This window comes from Geodermatophilus sp. URMC 60, assembly GCF_053502585.1.
Genome location: NZ_CP199958.1, coordinates 1,912,994 through 1,929,073, shown reverse-complemented (window position 1 = coordinate 1,929,073; position 16,080 = coordinate 1,912,994). Strand labels below are relative to the sequence as shown.

16 protein-coding genes are annotated in these 16,080 nt (G+C 74.8%); 10 read left to right on the top strand and 6 right to left on the bottom strand.

All coding sequences use genetic code 11. From position 1 onward, the window contains the following. Positions 1–37: 37 nt before the first annotated feature. Positions 38–1,189, top strand: a complete 1,152-nt coding sequence (locus tag ACWIX3_RS09285) for an Mrp/NBP35 family ATP-binding protein (RefSeq protein ID WP_448611786.1) — start codon at positions 38–40, stop codon at positions 1,187–1,189. A gap of 184 nt (positions 1,190–1,373) precedes the next feature. Here the strand turns inward: ACWIX3_RS09285 and ACWIX3_RS09280 are convergent, their stop codons facing one another. The 4 genes from ACWIX3_RS09280 to sigE all read right to left on the bottom strand — a co-directional run bounded on the left by ACWIX3_RS09280 (position 1,374) and on the right by sigE (position 4,719). After that, positions 1,374–1,739, bottom strand: a complete 366-nt coding sequence (locus ACWIX3_RS09280; protein WP_448611785.1) for a twin-arginine translocase TatA/TatE family subunit — start codon at positions 1,737–1,739, stop codon at positions 1,374–1,376. Between the two features lie 198 nt (positions 1,740–1,937). Next, positions 1,938–3,314: a S1C family serine protease gene (locus ACWIX3_RS09275; protein WP_448611784.1), complete on the bottom strand. Its 1,377-nt coding sequence runs from the start codon at positions 3,312–3,314 to the stop codon at positions 1,938–1,940. Positions 3,315–3,538: 224 nt separating this feature from the next. After that, on the bottom strand, positions 3,539–4,129 hold the full coding sequence (locus tag ACWIX3_RS09270; protein ID WP_448611783.1) for an anti-sigma factor family protein: 591 nt from the start codon (positions 4,127–4,129) through the stop codon (positions 3,539–3,541). Beyond that, on the bottom strand, positions 4,126–4,719 hold the full coding sequence (gene sigE, locus ACWIX3_RS09265; RefSeq protein ID WP_448611782.1) for an RNA polymerase sigma factor SigE: 594 nt from the start codon (positions 4,717–4,719) through the stop codon (positions 4,126–4,128). Before sigE ends, ACWIX3_RS09270 begins: the two co-directional genes overlap by 4 nt. Positions 4,720–5,038: 319 nt before the next feature. On the opposite strand from sigE, the gene ACWIX3_RS09260 reads away from it, so the two are divergent. Continuing rightward, positions 5,039–5,683, top strand: coding sequence for an O-methyltransferase (locus ACWIX3_RS09260; RefSeq protein WP_448611781.1), 645 nt, complete (start codon positions 5,039–5,041; stop codon positions 5,681–5,683). Positions 5,684–5,743: 60 nt separating this feature from the next. Here the strand turns inward: ACWIX3_RS09260 and ACWIX3_RS09255 are convergent, their stop codons facing one another. Beyond that, entirely contained in the window at positions 5,744–6,250 is a 507-nt protein-coding gene (locus ACWIX3_RS09255; protein WP_448611780.1) for a 2'-5' RNA ligase family protein, read from the bottom strand. Between the two features lie 115 nt (positions 6,251–6,365). After that, on the bottom strand, positions 6,366–7,586 hold the full coding sequence (gene glgC, locus ACWIX3_RS09250) for a glucose-1-phosphate adenylyltransferase (protein ID WP_448611779.1): 1,221 nt from the start codon (positions 7,584–7,586) through the stop codon (positions 6,366–6,368). Positions 7,587–7,660: 74 nt separating this feature from the next. Between glgC and glgA the strand changes: the two genes are divergently transcribed. From glgA to lepB, 8 genes are all read left to right on the top strand, one after another. Further along, positions 7,661–8,833 (top strand): glycogen synthase, encoded by a 1,173-nt coding sequence (gene glgA, locus ACWIX3_RS09245; protein WP_448611778.1) that lies wholly within the window; start codon positions 7,661–7,663, stop codon positions 8,831–8,833. 106 nt (positions 8,834–8,939) lie between these two features. Then, complete coding sequence (locus tag ACWIX3_RS09240; protein ID WP_448611777.1) at positions 8,940–9,686, top strand: ANTAR domain-containing protein; 747 nt, start codon at positions 8,940–8,942, stop codon at positions 9,684–9,686. Positions 9,687–9,880: 194 nt separating this feature from the next. Beyond that, a complete protein-coding gene (locus ACWIX3_RS09235; RefSeq protein WP_448611776.1) occupies positions 9,881–10,291 on the top strand; it encodes a response regulator in 411 nt (136 codons plus the stop codon). 237 nt (positions 10,292–10,528) lie between these two features. Then, positions 10,529–11,206 (top strand): response regulator, encoded by a 678-nt coding sequence (locus ACWIX3_RS09230; RefSeq protein WP_448611775.1) that lies wholly within the window; start codon positions 10,529–10,531, stop codon positions 11,204–11,206. Next, complete coding sequence (locus tag ACWIX3_RS09225) at positions 11,196–12,533, top strand: sensor histidine kinase (RefSeq protein ID WP_448611774.1); 1,338 nt, start codon at positions 11,196–11,198, stop codon at positions 12,531–12,533. Before ACWIX3_RS09230 ends, ACWIX3_RS09225 begins: the two co-directional genes overlap by 11 nt. A 135-nt stretch (positions 12,534–12,668) precedes the next feature. Then, positions 12,669–14,726, top strand: coding sequence for a multicopper oxidase domain-containing protein (locus ACWIX3_RS09220; RefSeq protein WP_448611773.1), 2,058 nt, complete (start codon positions 12,669–12,671; stop codon positions 14,724–14,726). Further along, positions 14,723–15,382 (top strand): hypothetical protein, encoded by a 660-nt coding sequence (locus ACWIX3_RS09215; RefSeq protein ID WP_448611772.1) that lies wholly within the window; start codon positions 14,723–14,725, stop codon positions 15,380–15,382. Before ACWIX3_RS09220 ends, ACWIX3_RS09215 begins: the two co-directional genes overlap by 4 nt. Further along, positions 15,379–16,044 (top strand): signal peptidase I, encoded by a 666-nt coding sequence (gene lepB, locus ACWIX3_RS09210; RefSeq protein WP_448611771.1) that lies wholly within the window; start codon positions 15,379–15,381, stop codon positions 16,042–16,044. Before ACWIX3_RS09215 ends, lepB begins: the two co-directional genes overlap by 4 nt. The last annotated feature ends 36 nt before the right edge of the window (positions 16,045–16,080 follow it).

Below are 16,080 nucleotides of genomic sequence, written 5' to 3'. Positions count from 1 at the left end.
CCGACCGGGTCCCCGTCGAAGGAGACAGACGCACACCATGTCCGCCCCGCTGACCGGCGCGCCGGCACTCGACGCCGTCAACGCCGCACTGGCCACCGTCCAGGACCCGGAGATCAACCGGCCGCTCCCCGAGCTCGGCATGGTCAAGGACGTCCGGATCGCCGAGGACGGCACCGTCCGGGTCGAGGTCTACCTGACCGTCGCCGGGTGCCCGATGCGCGAGACCATCACCAACCGGGTCACCCAGGCCGTCTCCGCCGTCCCGGGTGTCACCGCGGTGCAGGTGGGCCTGGACGTGATGAGCGACGAGCAGCGCGCCGAGCTGCGCCGCACGGTGCGCGGCACCGATGCGGCCGACCCGGTCATCCCGTTCGCCCAGCCCGGCTCGCTGACCCGTGTGTACGCCGTCGCCTCGGGCAAGGGCGGCGTGGGCAAGTCGTCGGTCACGGTGAACCTGGCGGCGGCGCTGTCCAAGCGCGGCCTGTCGGTGGGCGTGGTGGACGCCGACATCTACGGCCACTCGGTGCCGCGGATGCTCGGGGTCGACGACAAGCCGACCCAGGTCGACAACATGATCATGCCGCCGCAGGCCTACGGCGTGAAGGTCATCTCGATCGGCATGTTCACCCCGGGCAACACCCCCGTGGTGTGGCGCGGGCCGATGCTGCACCGCGCGCTGCAGCAGTTCCTGGCCGACGTGTGGTGGGGCGACCTCGACGTCCTGCTGCTGGACCTGCCGCCCGGTACCGGCGACGTGGCGATCTCCATCGCCCAGCTGCTGCCGAACGCCGAGATCCTGGTGGTGACGACGCCGCAGCTTGCCGCCGCCGAGGTGGCCGAGCGGGCCGGCGCCATCGCCACCCAGACCCACCAGCAGGTCGTCGGGGTCATCGAGAACATGTCGTGGCTGGACCTGCCCGACGGCTCCCGCATGGAGGTCTTCGGCTCCGGCGGCGGTGAGGCGGTCTCCGACGCGCTGACCCGCGCCCTCGGCGCGCGGGTGCCGCTGCTCGGCCAGATCCCGCTGGACACCCGGGTGCGCGAGGCCGGGGACGCCGGCGCGCCGGTCGTGCTGGCCGACCCCGAGTCCTCCGCCGCCCAGGCGCTGGCCCGGATCGCCGACGGCCTGGCCACCCGCCAGCGCGGCCTGTCGGGCATGTCGCTGGGGCTCACCCCGGTCCGCCACTGAGCTGACGGACGGCGAGAGGCCCGGCTCCCCATCGGGAGCCGGGCCTCTCGCCGTCCCCGGGGCTGCACCACCGGCGTTCTGCCCACCCTGCGGGCGCGATCCCACCGGCAGAGCACGCACGACGTCGGCAGAGCGGGCGGCACGTGGCCGCGGTGTCGTCCGGAGGACGCCACCGTCGTCGTGGCTAGGTCGCGTCGGGGTCGAACGGGGGCGGGGCGGAGGCGTCCCGCGTGCGGGCGGCGGCGGCCGCCACCGTGGTCGCGGCCGTGGCGCCGGACGGCCGCCGTGGCGGGGCGTCGTCGTCGGCGAGCAGCTGGTTCCGGATGAAGGTCCGCGGGTGGTACTGGCGCAGGTCGAGGTCGCGCAGCTTGGCCAGGTCGTCGCCCAGGGACTCGTCGACCTGGGCGCGGACACCGGTGACCGCCGAACGCACCTTCTTCAGCCCCGCAGCGGCGTCCTTGGCGAGGTCCGGGAGCCGGTCGGGCCCGAAGATGAACAGCGCAGCGAGCGCGAGGACGATGATCTCGCCCCAGCCGATCGAGTCGAACACCCGCCGCTCCCCCTCCTCGTGCGCCCGGTCCGGTCGTCGTGCGTGTCCAGCGTAGGCGGCGTGGTGGCCGCGGTCAGTGCCCCGATCTGAGGGGTCCCGTCCCGGTCCCACCGCGAGCCTGCGTGTGGCAGGGGCAAGGTGGCCCCCTCCAGGGCACCGCCCCGAGCTTGCGAGGGGTGGGGAGGAGGGGGTCCTCTTTCAGGCCTCGTCGAGCGTCGCCTCGACCGTCGTCGAGGACCCGCCCCGGACCACCTCGAGGCTGATCGTCTGGCCGGGGTCGTGGGAGTCGACCGCCACGACCAGCTCCTCGGAGCTGCCCACCGGCTCGCCGTCGACGGCGATGACGACGTCCTGCTCGCGGATGCCGGCGTCGGCCGCCGCGCTGCCCGGCTCGACGTTGACCACCAGCGCGCCGTCCCGGGTGCCGTCGGTGACCGAGCGGGCGCTGACCCCGAGCGAGGCGTGCACCGCGCGCCCGGTCGAGATGAGCTGCTCGGAGATGTCGCGGACGGTGTCGACGGGGATGGCGAACCCGAGGCCGACGCTGCCGCCGCCGAGCGAGGCGATCGCGGTGTTGATGCCGATGACCTCGCCGGCGCCGTTGACCAGCGCGCCGCCGGAGTTCCCGGGGTTGATCGGGGCGTCGGTCTGCACCGCGCTGATCACCGCGTTCGTGTCGCTGCCCTCGCCCGCCAGCCGGACCGGCCGGTCGAGCGCGCTGACGATGCCGCTGGTGACCGTGCTGGCCAGGCCCAGCGGCGAGCCGATCGCGACCACCGGGTCGCCGACGACGACGTCGTCGGAGTCGCCCAGCGCGGCGGTGAGCAGGCCGGGCTTCTCCACCTTGAGGACGGCGAGGTCACTGGCCGGGTCGCGACCGACGATGCGCGCCGCCGACCCGCTGCCGTCGGAGAACACCGCGCGGATCTCGGCGCCCTCGACACCGTCGGCGCCCGAGATGACGTGGTTGTTGGTGACGATGTAGCCGTTCTCGCCGTCGACGACGACCCCGGACCCGGTTGCGCCGGCCTCGCCGATGCGGACCTCGACCGAGACGACGGCCGGGGTGATCCGTGAGGCGATGTCGGAGACCGACCCCGGCTCGCGGGCGATCCCCTCGTCAGTCTCGCTGAGCTGGGTGCCCGGGGCCAGCAGGGGCGATTCGTCCGCGGTGCGGGTCAGCCAGTAGCCGGCGGCGCCGCCGACCAGGCCGGTGAGGAGAACCGCGATCATGGCGAGGACGGCCAGCCGGATCGACACGTCGGCCAGCCGCAGCCGCCGGCGTCCCTTCGCGTCCACGACGACGGGGCCGGCCTGCTGCTCGGGCTCCTCGAACACGGCCGGGCCGGTGAGGCCGGCCGGGGCGTGCGGGTCGCGCCAGGGGTCGGAGCGGGCGTCGGACTTCCACCACGGGCCCGTGGCGGTGCGCCGGCGTCCCGGCCTGCCGCCGGGCGGCTCCTGCAGGCCGCGCTGGCCGGATCCCGGGGCGAAGGCGCGCAGCACCGCCTCGGGCGGCGGCGGTGGCAGCGGGCGGGCCGGCGGGACGGGCCGGTCGCCGGCGAAGCCGCCCTGCACGGCGGCGGGCCGCCCGAAGGCGGCCTGCTGGGCGGGGCTGGGCGCGGGCGTCCGCGCCGGTGCGGGCTGCGGGCGGGACGGCGGGTCGAAGCCGCCGACGCCGTCCCGGGGCCGGGCGAAGGCCTCGTCGGGGGCCGTCGGCTCGGGGCGGCCGTCGCCGCCCGACGGGTCAGCGGTCCGCGGGTCCAGGGGGTCCTCCCCCGACGGGGTGCCGGCTGGGCTGGTCAGGGCGTCCCGCCCGGGTTCGCGGTGGGCGCGACGCCGGTGCCGACGGTCGTGGCGCGCACCACCGGGGGGACGATCTCGGTGCGCTCCTCGAACGAGCCGCGGGCCACCGAGTCCGGTGACGGGCGGGGGCCGTCGGGGCTGCCGGCCGGGAGGTTCAGAGCCAGGGCCGTCACCCCGATGCCGAGGGCGCCGAGCGTCCCGACGAAGCCGCGGCGCAGCCAGCGGGCGTGCCCCGGCCGGTCGCCGGCAGCCGGGCCCGGGTCCAGCGGCACCGACCACGAGCCGGTGCTGCCGCTGACGGTGAGCTGGCCGGGGCCGGCGCTCAGCGCACCCAGCCCGCCGCCGGCGCCGGGCACGTCGGCGGTGAACGGGATGGCGCGCAGCCGGGACAGCAGGTCACCGGGGACGGCGACGTCCGACGAGGCGTGCAGTGCCTCCTTGGCCTCCCGCTGCGCCTGCACGGCCATCCGGCACTGGGCGCAGCCGGTCACGTGGCGAGCCGCCCGGGCGGCGGGACCGCCGCCGAGCTCGCCGTCGACGAGGGCGGCGATGGCCTCCTGGGCCAGGTGGCTCTCCTGGATGTTCACCCCGCGCTCCCCTCCGCGACGGCGTCCTGGCTGCTCACCGGCCGGCGGGGGGCCAGGTGCGCGAGCGCCTCGCGCAGCTGGACGCGGCCGCGGTGGATGCGGCTGCGCACCGTGCCGAGCTTGATGCCCAGGGTCGCCGCGATCTCCTCGTAGGTCAGTCCCTCGATGTCGCACAGGACGACGGCGACGCGGAACTCCGGGGAGAGCGCGTCGAGCGCGGCCTGCACCTGCGGGTCGAGGTGGGTGTCCGAGTAGACCTGCTCGGGGCTGGGCGCCGTCCCGGGCAGCCGCTCGGTGTCCTCGGGCAGTGCGTCGAACCGGATCCGCTGCCGGCGCCGCACCATGTCGAGGAAGAGGTTCGTGGTGATGCGGTGGAGCCAGCCCTCGAAGGTGCCCGGCGAGAAGTCGGCGAGCGAGCGGAAGACCCGGACGAAGGTCTCCTGGGTCAGGTCCTCGGCGTCCTGCGGGTTGCCCGAGAGCCGGTAGGCCAGCCGGTACACCCGGGCGGAGTGGTCGCGCACCACCTGCTCCCAGGTCGGCGCGACCCAGGCCTCGGTCGCGGCGGGGGTGGTCTCGACGGCGTCGGGCACGGTTCCAGGATCGCAGACCGGAGCCGTCGTCGACCCCCCGGCGTCGGTGGGTCGGGCGGGGCTGGCTCTCTCGGGGCGCACGATGGTTCCAACGGGCCGGGCTCGGGGCGGTGTTCCCGTTCACAGGGACCTCACAGCTGCGCGGCCGGACGGGTCCGGACGCGCCCGGCCACTACCCTCGGCCGGTGATGAGCGCCGCGAGGACGATCAGCGAGCGAGCATCGCAGCGAGCTGCCGGGAGTCGACGGCGAGCGGGCGCCGCAGCGGGCGGCAGCGGGCGAGGCGCGGAGCGGGCGCGGAACGAGCCCGGGGTCGAGCGGTGAGCACCGGGGCACCCGGGCAGACCGGCGCGGCGTACGCCGACCGCTTCGCCGCCGAGACCCCCGCGCTGGTGTCGGCCCGGTCCCGCGCGGCCGGGCTCGCCGGCGCGCCGCCCGTGACCCCGTCGGTGGGGGCCACCCTCGCCGTCCTGGCCGCAGGGGCCGCGGCCCGCACCGTCGTGTCGATCGGCAGCGGTGGCGGCGTGGCCGGGCTGTGGCTGCTCGAGGGCATGCGGCCCGACGGCGTCCTCACCGTCCTCGACAGCGACGCCGAGGCCCTGCGCGCCACCCGCCGGGCCTTCGCCGAGGCCGGCCACCCGCCCGGCCGCACCCGGATGATCTTCGGGACGACCGGCGAGGTCCTCCCCCGCCTGTCGCCGGGCGCCTACGACATGGTCGTCTGCGCCGGGGCGCCGACCCAGTACGCCGTGCACCTCGACGCGCTGGTCGATCTCGTCCGGGTCGGCGGGACCGTGGTCTGCCACGGGCTGCTGGACGGGGACCGCATCGCCGACCCCCGCGCCCGCGACGACCAGACGGCGACCTGGCGGGACGTCGCCCGCGCGGTCCGGGAGGACGAGGACCTGACCTCCGCCGTCCTGCCGATCGGGGCGGGCCTGCTCGTCGCCACCCGCCGCCGCTGAAAAAGGACCCCCTGCTCCCCGCCGCTCGCAGGCTCGCGGCGGGACCCTGCAGGGGGCCGCTCAGCGGAAGGGGTGCTCGGCGACCGGCGCCCACGGCCCGCCGAGGTAGCGCCACAGGCCCAGGCCGCGTGCGCCGACCCGGTGGGGCACGAACTCCGCGGCCAACCGGTCCCGCAGCGCGCGGGCGACCGCCGGCTCGACCTTGTTCTGCACCGTGACGTGCGGCGTGTGCCGCTGCCGGTCCTGCGGGGTGAGCCAGGGCTCCCAGGCCGCTGCCAGCCCCGCGCGCAGTGCGGTCAGCTCCGGTGCGTCCAGCGTGTAGGCCACACCCCGGCCGAGCAGCCGCAGGCCGGCGACGGCGACGTCGAAGACCGGCCGCCGGGCCGCGGCGGCGAGGTCGGCGGACACCGCGTCGACGTGCTCGCCGGGCAGCGCGTGGAACAGCGTGACGTGCGCGGCGAGGTGGTTGCGGTCGGCCGGGAAGTGGGCCGCGCGCAGCCGGTCGAGCCGCTCCTGGGCGTCGGGGTCCAGGAGCAGCGTGACGATCAAGGGCTCGGACGACGTCACCGGATCGCCCCCGTCCCGGGTCCTGCCGGCCCCCGGCAGGCTCCCACCGCGAGCTCGCGAGGGGCGGCGGGCAGGGCGTCCTCCCCCGAGGCGGGGGGAGGAGGGTGGTCCTCGCTCAGCGCTGGGCCCGGGCACCCTTGCCGAGGACCGTCACGCCGCCGGTACTGACGTGGTAGCGCTCGCGGTCGGCGGCGAGGTCGACGCCGATGCGCGTCCAGTCCGGGACGACGACGTTCTTGTCGAGGATGGCCCGCCGGACGTAGGCGCCCTCACCGACGTACACGCCGTCCATCAGCACGCTGTCCTCGACCCGCGCGCCCCGCTCGACGCGCACCCCGGGCGAGACGACCGAGTTGTGCACCGAGCCGCCACCGATGATCGCGCCGGCACTGACCATCGACTCCTCGGCCCGCCCGCCGAGCACGAACTTCGCCGGCGGCTGCTGCGGCGGCAGGGTGAGGATCGGCCAGCGGTCGTTGTAGAGGTTGAAGATCGGGGTGACCGACACCAGGTCCATGTGCGCGTCGAAGTAGGAGTCGAGCGTCCCGACGTCGCGCCAGTAGCCGTGGTCGCGCTCGGTGGCGCCGGGGACGATGTTGGTGGAGAAGTCGTAGACCCACGCGTCCCCGGTCTCGGCCAGCATCGGCATGATCGAGCCGCCCATGTCGTGCACCGAGTGCTCGTCCTCGGCGTCCTTGCGCAGGGCCTCGAGCAGTGCGTCGGTGGTGAACACGTAGTTGCCCATGGAGGCGAAGCTCTCGTCGGGCGAGTCCGGCAGCCCCGGCGGGTCGGCCGGCTTCTCCAGGAAGCCGCGCACCCGGCCCTCCCCGTCGGCGTCGATGACGCCGAAGCCGGTGGCCTCGTGCCGCGGCACCCGCAGGCCGGCGATGGTGACACCGGCACCGGTGCGCAGGTGCTGGTCGATCATCTGCGCCGGGTCCATCCGGTACACGTGGTCGGCACCGAAGACGACGACGATGTCCGGCCGCGCGTCGTAGATCAGGTTGAGGCTCTGGAAGATCGCGTCCGCGCTGCCGGTGTACCAGCGCGGACCGAGGCGCTGCTGTGCAGGCACCGGGGTGATGTAGTTCCCGAGCATCTGCGAGAGCCGCCACGTCGTGGTGATGTGCCGGTCGAGGCTGTGGCTCTTGTACTGGGTCAGCACCGCGATCTGCCGGATCTCGGCGTTCACCAGGTTGGACAGGACGAAGTCGATGAGCCGGTAGTTGCCCCCGAAGGGCACCGCCGGCTTGGCCCGGTCCTGCGTCAGGGGGGCCAACCGCTTGCCCTCACCACCGGCCAGGACGATGCCGAGAACCCGAGGACCGCCACGCATGGGTCGCAACGTATCCGCTGAGCGACGCAGGCGCTCCACCGCGGTGCGCGCCTTTCACCCCTAGGGTGGCCCGCGTGCGCATCGGCATGGTGACCCGGGAGTGGCCGCCGGACGTCTACGGCGGCGCAGGCGTGCACGTGGAGCACCTCGCGGCGGCGCTGCGGGCGCTGCCCGACGGTCCCGACCTCGACGTCCACTGCTTCGGCGGACCGCGGGGCGACGCGACCGGGCACGACGTCCCGGCCGGGCTGCAGCGCGCCAACGGCGCGCTCCAGGCGCTCGGGGTGGACGTCGAGATCGCCGGCGCGCTGGCCGGCGTGGACCTGGTGCACAGCCACACCTGGTACGCCAACGGCGCGGGCCTGTTCGCCTCGCTCGTGCACGGCACCCCGCACCTGGTGACGGCGCACTCGCTCGAGCCGCGCCGGCCCTGGAAGGCCGACCAGCTCGGCGGGGGCTACCGGTTGTCCTCGTGGGTGGAGCGCACCGCCTACCTCGCCGCCGACGGCGTCATCGCGGTCAGCCACGGCATGCGCGACGACGTGCTCGACGCCTACCCCGACCTGGACCCGGCCCGGGTGCACGTCGTCGGCAACGGGGTGGACGCCGAGGCCTACCGGCCGGTGCCCGACGCCGACGTCGTCCGCTCGCTGGGGGTGGACCCCGATCGCCCGTACGCGCTGTTCGTCGGCCGGATCACCCGCCAGAAGGGCGTGGTCCACCTGCTGCGGGCGGCCGAGCAGCTGCCTGCCGACGCCGGGCTGGTGCTGTGCGCCGGCGCCGCGGACACCCCGGCCGAGCGGCAGCAGGTCGCCGACGCGGTGGCCGAGCTGCAGGCCCGGCGGGACGGCGTGGTGTGGATCGAGGCGATGCTGCCGCGCGAGCGACTGGTGCCGTTGATCACCGGCGCGACGGTGTTCGTCGTCCCCTCGGTGTACGAGCCGCTGGGCATCGTGAACCTGGAGGCCGCGGCGTGCGGCACCGCCGTCGTCGCCAGCGCCGTGGGCGGCATCCCCGAGGTGGTTGCCGACGGGAGCACCGGCCTGCTGGTGCCCTACGACCCCGACGACGTCGCCGCCTTCGAGTCGGGCCTGGCCGCGCGCGTCACCGAGCTGCTGCACGACCCGGAGCGGGCCGCCCGGATGGGCGCCGCGGGCCGCGAGCGGGTGCTGGCCGAGTTCGGCTGGCCGGCGATCGCCCGGCAGACCGTGGACGTGTACACCGCGGTGGTCGCGGCCCGGGGCTGACCGCAGCCGCTGGTGCCGGGGGCGCCTGCGCATCGGAGCAGCCGGCGCACCGATCCGGATCAGGATCCACGCACCCCCGGTTGCGGGCATGCCGGATGATCGGGGTGTGTCGATAGCCGCGCGCTTCCGTGTCGCGCTGGACGGGGTCCCCGAGCCCGCCGACCCCGAACTGCTCCCCGTGCGGCTCGCCCGTGCCTGCGCCCGGACGCTCGGGGTGGAGGGCGTGGGGTTGAGCGTGGGCAGCGCCGGGGAGGCCCGGGTACCCCTCGGGGCCAGCTCCGGCACCGCCTCCCTCGCCGAGCGACTGCAGTTCACCGCCGGGGACGGGCCCTGCGAGTCCGCCCAGCGCTACCAGGAGCCGGTGTTCGCGACGTTCTCCGACCTGCAGCGCCGCTGGCGGCCGTTCGCCCGGCTGCTGGCCCAGCACACGCCCTACCGGGCGGTGGTGGCCCTGCCGATCGGCGAGACCCTGGCCGGCCCCGGCGCCATGGATCTGTTCTTCACCGACGAGAGCACCGTCACCGAACTCGACGTCTTCGAGGCCATGGCCGTGGGCGACCTGGCCTGCGCGGCGCTCGGCGACGCCGCCGTCTGGGCGCCGTGGTCACCGGAGGGCGGCCCGGCGTGGCTGCACGGCCCGGCGGCACGGGACCGCAGCCTGGTGTGGACCGCGATCGGCCACGTCGTCCTGACCCGGCAGCTGACCGAGCCCGCGGCCCTCGACGTGCTGCGTGCCGCCGCGCGGGCGGGCGGGCGCACGGTGGACGACCTCGCCGGGGACGTCGTCGCCGGCCGCGTGGACCCCGACGACCTCCCGCAACCGGACGAGCACACCCCGACCGTGCACGAGTGAGCGGCGGACCGGACGCCGGATCGTCGTCCCGTTCCCGTAGCCCCCGAGGTTGGGGGTCGGACACCCCCGGGGTCGGGCTGTGCCGGGCCGGAGCCGATCGGCACACTTCCCACGTGCCGCTGGAGCGGCACCGCAGTCGACGCCCCGGCTGCGGGGACACGACCGCAACGGTGCGGACAGCGGGGAGGAGACGTGTGATCACGGTGCTGCTCGCGGACGACCACGCGTTCGTCCGCGACTCCCTGGTCGAGTTGCTCAGCGCCAGCGGTGACCTCACCGTGGTCGCCGAGTGCGAGGACGGCGCGCAGGTGCTCGACGCCGCCCGGCGCACCCGGCCCGACGTCGTCCTGCTGGACCTGGCGATGCCGCGCGTGACCGGCCTGCAGGCCGCCCGCGAACTGCTCGACGAGCGCCCGGAGTCGCGCGTCGTCGTCCTCACCGGCTCCCTGACCCCGGCGTTGGTGCGGGAGGCCCGCGAGATCGGCGTCGTGGGGTACCTGCTCAAGGACGACGACCCCGGGGCGCTGCCCGGCCACGTGCGGACCGTGGCCGCCGGCGGCACCGCCTGGAGCGCCGCTGCCACCTCCGCGATCGCCGGCAACTGACCCCACGGCCGTCCGGGACCGCCCTGGCGCCTCACTCCTCCGGGTGAGCCGCCCCACACGCAACACCGCTGTTCCCGTCACGTAGAGTCGTGACTCGCTCGGACGTGACACGGAGCACCCGGGACTTAAGTCCCATTTCGGGGTATCGCCCCTGGTGAGAAGGGCGTACGTCGGGTCCCATGATCATGCTCCCCCTGCAGTGGCGGGCCGGGGCACGGGATGACAACGGGGGTTCTCATGACGCTTGCCCAGCTGGAGCGGCCGACCGACCTGGCGCGGGTCCTGGTGGTCGACGACCACCGCACCTTCGCCGAGCTCCTCTCCGGGGCGCTGGCCTCGGCCGGTATGGATGCGGTCGGCACCGCCCACTCGGCGGCGCAGGCCGTGGCGATGGCGCAGGAACTGCAGCCCGACATCGTGGTGATGGACATCGAGATGCCGCGCCAGGACGGGCTGGCTGCCACCCGCCGCATCCGCGAGGTCGCGCCGGACGCCGTCGTCGCCGTGGTCACCGCGCACCGCGACCCCGACTGGGTCGTGCGGGCCGCGCAGGCCGGCGCCTCGGCGTTCATCCCGAAGGACGGCTCCCTGGCCGAGATGATCGACGTCCTCTCCCGGGTGCAGCCGGGCCAGATGCTCGTCGCACCCTCGACCTTCGCCGGCGGCGCGCCGCGCACCCCGTCAGCCGGCACCGGCGGCTCGGTGCCCCAGCTGACCCGGCGCGAGCAGGAGGTCCTCGACTGCCTCGGCCGCGGGATGCAGGTCAAGGCGATCGCCCGGGTGCTGGGCATCACGCTGGAGACCTGCCGGGGTTACGTGAAGTCGTTGCACGCCAAGCTCGGTGTCCGATCGCAGCTGGAGGCGGTCGTCAAGGCCCAGCAGCTGGGACTCCTCGGCACCGCGGATGAGCGCTGAGCCTGGCTCCTCCCCCACTCCACGGGCCGTTCCCGCCCGTCGCCGCACCGCCTGGGGCCGCGAGCTGGCCGTGTTCTGCGCGGTCGCGCTGCTGGTCCTGCTCGCCGTCTCGGCCGGCACGGTCTGGCTGAGCGAGCGGATCGCGCGGGACAACGCGCTCGAGGAGGCCGAGGGCACCGCCGAGCGGCTGGGCGAGCTGCTGGTGGCGCCCGTCCTCGCCGACGCGCTGGCGGGGGTCCCCGGCCGGTGGGAGGAGCTCGACCGGGACGTCCGGAACCGGATGAGCGACGGGTCGGTGATCCGCATGGTCGTCTGGCGTGCGACCGGCGAGATCGTCTACTCGACCGAGACCGGGCAGCAGGGCCGGGTGATCCCGCCCTCCGACGGACTGCTGGCCGCGATCGGCGGCGACACCGTCTCGGAGGTCGACCAGCAACCGGAGACTACGCCGGGCGGCGGACCGCAGACGCTGCTGGAGGTCTACACACCGCTGACCGTCGCCGGTGAGCGGCTGGTCTTCGAGGCGTACTTCGCCTACGACGGTATTGACCGCCAGGCGGCACGGCTGCGCGGCCAGATCATCCCGATGGCCATCGGGGCGCTCGTCGTCCTGCAGCTGGTCCAGCTGCCGATCGCGACGTCGCTGGCCCGCCGCGTCCGCCGCCAGGAGGCCGAGCGGACCGCGCTCGTGCAGCGCAACATCGAGGCCTCCGACCGTGAGCGGCGGGCCATCGCCGCCGACGTGCACGACGGGCCCGTGCAGGACCTCGCCGGCGTGAGCTACGCCTTGTCCGCGCTGCGCGGCAGCCTGCCCGAGGAACGGCAGCCGACCGTCGACAAGCTGGTGGGCGCCGTCCGGCACGCCGTCCACTCGCTGCGCCGGCTCATGATCGACATCTACCCGCCCGACCTCAGCGGACCGGGGCTGGGCGTGGCGATCGCCGACAGCGCCGAGCCGCTGCGCGCGGCCGGCATCGAGGTGCTCATCGACGCCGCCCCGCTGCCGGAGACGGCGCCGGACGTGACGGCGGTCCTCTACCGCACCGCCAAGGAGGCCCTGGCCAACGTCGCCCACCACGCCCAGGCCAAGCGGGTCTGGATCACCCTCGAGGAGACCGAGCTGCGCGGAGGACCCGCGGTGCGACTCGAGATCGCCGACGACGGCATCGGCTTCCCGGCGTCCACCGACAAGCGCGCCGAGGGCCACCTGGGGCTGTCGCTGCTCCGCGACCGGGTCGTCGACCTGGGGGGCGCGGTGACCCTCGGTGACCGCATCGGCGGTGGCGCGCTGCTGACCGCTGTGGTGCCACTGCACCACGGACAGTGACGCCACGAGCGGCTGACCTGCGCGGACCCCCCAATTGCGGGAGCCCCCCGCCCCCCACGTTCCGGCTGTGACGAGAGGGGCGGACGCGGGAGTGTTCCTCCATCGATCACGAACGGTGAGTGAGGAGCCCCCCCGATGCAGACGCCCAGCCTGAACCGCCGCGACGTCTTGAAGGTGTCGCTGGCCGGGACCGCGGCCATGGCCCTGCCCTACCAGGCTGTCCTCTCGGCGCGGACCGCCTCGGAGCTCGACGAGAAGAAGATGCCTCGGCCCTACGTCGCTGCCTTCACCGCTCCGCCGGTGCTGGCGCCGTACCGGTCCGACAACAAGCCGGGCAACAGCTACGGCGCCGTCCCGGGCACCGGCGCCCCGATCGTGGGCGCCGCCTACACCGGCACCGACTACTACAAGATCGAGCAGAAGCCGACCCAGGTCGAGTTCATCAAGGGCATCAAGACGACGATGTGGGGCTACAACGGGCAGGTCCCGGGGCCCACCATCCGCGTCTACCAGGACAGCTTCGTGAACACCGGTCAGAGCCGCCGGGTCGTGATGCAGCAGATCAACAACCTGCCGGCCAAGCACCCGACCATGGGGTACGTCCCCTGGACCTCCACCCACCTGCACGGTTCGCCGTCCAAGCCGCAGTTCGACGGCTACGCCGGCGACCTCACCGACCCGGGTGAGTGGAAGAACTACATGTACCCGAACAACTGCTCGCCGCGGACGCTCTGGTACCACGACCACGGCGTGCACCACACCGCCCAGAACGTGTACATGGGCCTGGCCGCCCAGTACCACCTGGTCGACGAGAAGCTCGAACGCGACCTCGGCATCCCCCGGTACGACCGGGAGAAGGCCCGGCTGGGCCGGCCGCAGTACGAGTTCCCGCTCATCATCAGCGACGTCATGTTCGCCAGGAACGGCCAGCTGATGTGGGACGACGACGGCGAGTCCGGCCTCTACGGCGACGTCATCCTGGTCAACGGCGTGCCGTGGCCGACGATGAAGGTGGAGCCGCGCAAGTACCGCTTCCGGGTGCTCAACGGCTCACTGGCGCGCGGCTACACGCTCAGGCTGAGCAACGGCAAGCCGTTCCAGGTCATCGCCACCGACGGCGGCTTCATGCACAAGCCGCAGACGGTCACCACGCTGACCATCGGCATGGCCGAGCGCTACGAGATCGTCATCGACTTCGCCGACCTCAAGGGCACCAAGGTCCAGCTGCTCAACGGCGGGGTCAAGAACGCCCGGGACTACGACCACACCGGCAAGGTCATGCAGTTCGAGGTCGGCCAGACCGTCACCAGCACCGACGGCAACACCGTGCCCAGCACGCTCGGTGCCCCCCACCCGGTGATGACGCTGGACCCCGCCACGTCGAAGGCAACCCGCCGGATGCGGCTGGAGCGCAGCAACGGCCTGTGGGTCATCAACGGCGAGACCTGGGACGACGTCGTGAAGAGCAAGTACGAGCACGTCTTCGCCGCGGTCGAGCCGCGCAGCACCGAGATCTGGGAGGTCGAGAACTCCTCCGGCGGCTGGTTCCACCCGCTGCACGTCCACCTGGTCGACTTCCAGGTGCTCAGCCGCAACGGCCGCCCGCCGCGGCCGGAGGAGCTGGGCCCCAAGGACGTCGTCTACGTCGGCGAGGGCGAGACCGTCCGCCTCCTCCTGCACTTCGAGCACGAGGAGGGCCGGTACATGATCCACTGCCACAACCTCTCGCACGAGGACCACGACATGATGACCCAGTACCAGGTGGGTCACCACGACGTGGACTGCGACTCGATCAACACCTGCCCTCCCACGCGGGGCACGCCCGACGACTTCGAGTCGGCCGACCCGGACGAGGTCCTCAAGGCGTACGAGAAGGCCCTGGACGACGCGGCCGACGCGGCCGAGGAGGCCGCAGAGGAGGCGGCCGAGCAGCTCGCCGAGACGCCGCCCCCGGTGACCGGCACGGGGACGACCGGCGGGACGGGCACCGGCACCACGACGGCTCCCGCTCCGGCCGCCCCGACGACGGCCCCGGCCCCCGCCGCCCCGACGACGGCCCCGGCCCCGGCCGCGCCGACGACGTCCGTTCCGCCGGCAGCACCCACCACGTCGGCTCCGCCCCGCCGCGGCGCCGCCACCACGACGGCCCCGGCGCCGACGACGACCGGCACGGCCCGGCGGGGCACGCGGTGACCGCTGTCGCGCCGGCCCCGGCAGCCGCCCGGGTGGTGCTGCGGGCCCGGCGCCACACCGCCTGGTGGCAGCTGAGCGCGGCGCTGGGCCTGGCCGGCGCCGCGGGGCTGCACGTGGCCGCCGCGGTCGACCACCTGTCCGCAGGTTCGCTCGCGGTCGGCTTCTTCCTGCTCACCGCGCTGGCCCAGGCCGGGCTGGCCGCCTGGCTGGTCCTCGGCGCCTGGGCCGGCACCCACGCCGGCCGGCAGCTCGTGGCCACGGCACTGCTGGGCACGGTCGGACTGCTGACCCTCTACGTCCTCGCGCACACCACCGGGCTGCTCGACGCGTTCGCGGTGCACGACGCCACGGCCACCGGGCACCTGCACGACGTCCCCGGCCGGGAGACCGTGGCCGTCGACCCGGTGACCGGCGTCGAGTTCGCCCAGGGCATGCCGCTGGGCTCCTCCGGACCCGTGGCGATGGACGGCCTCCCCACGGCCTCCGGCGGGCACGGCCCCGAGGCGGTCGGCACGGCGGTGGTCGCCGCCGAGCTGCTCACCGTGGCGGCGCTCGCCGCCCTCCTGCCGGCGTCCTGGCGTGGCCGCGCACTCGACGGCCTGCTCCTCCTGGGCGGGTCGGCGTGGGTGCTGTGGCTCACCGGCGTCCTCGGGTGAGGACCGCCCTCCGAACTGCCGCCGCGGTCCCCGGTGACCCCCGCACCAGGGACCGCGGCGGCTCCCCCCGGCACCGGGCGCCCCGTGCCGGGGCGGCCCCCGGGCCGACCGCCGGAGCCGGCGCCGGCTCCGGCGGTCGGCCGTGGCGGCGGCTGAGCGGCGCCGTCCTGTGGCTCGCCACCGGGACGGCGCTGCTGCTCGTGGCCGCGATCTCCGGCCTGCTGCCGCTGCAGCCGATGCGCGTGGACTCCGACAGCATGACGCCGACCGTCTCGCCCGGTGACCTGCTGCTCGTGCGGCACGGGCAGCAGCCGGTGCAGCGCGGGGACGTCGTCGCCGTGACCGACCCGCTGGGCGAGGGGATGCTGGTCAAGCGGGCGGTCGCCGTGGGCGGCGACGAGGTGGCCATCGAGGACGGCGTCCTGGTGGTGGACGGGGCGGCGGTCTGCGAGCCGGCCATCGACCCCGCCCGGCTCGACGGAGTCTGGTTCGGTCCGGTCCCCGTGCCGGAAGGGCACCTGTTCCTGCTCAGCGACTCCCGGGACGGGACGATCGACTCGCGCGCATTCGGCCCGGTGCCGGCCTCCTCGCTCGTCGGCACGGTGGCGGCCCGGTTGTGGCCCGCCCCGGGCGCGCTGCCCTCGCCGTCCGCCGGCTGCTGATCCCCCGGTGACGCGCCGACCTGCGGGAACAGCGCT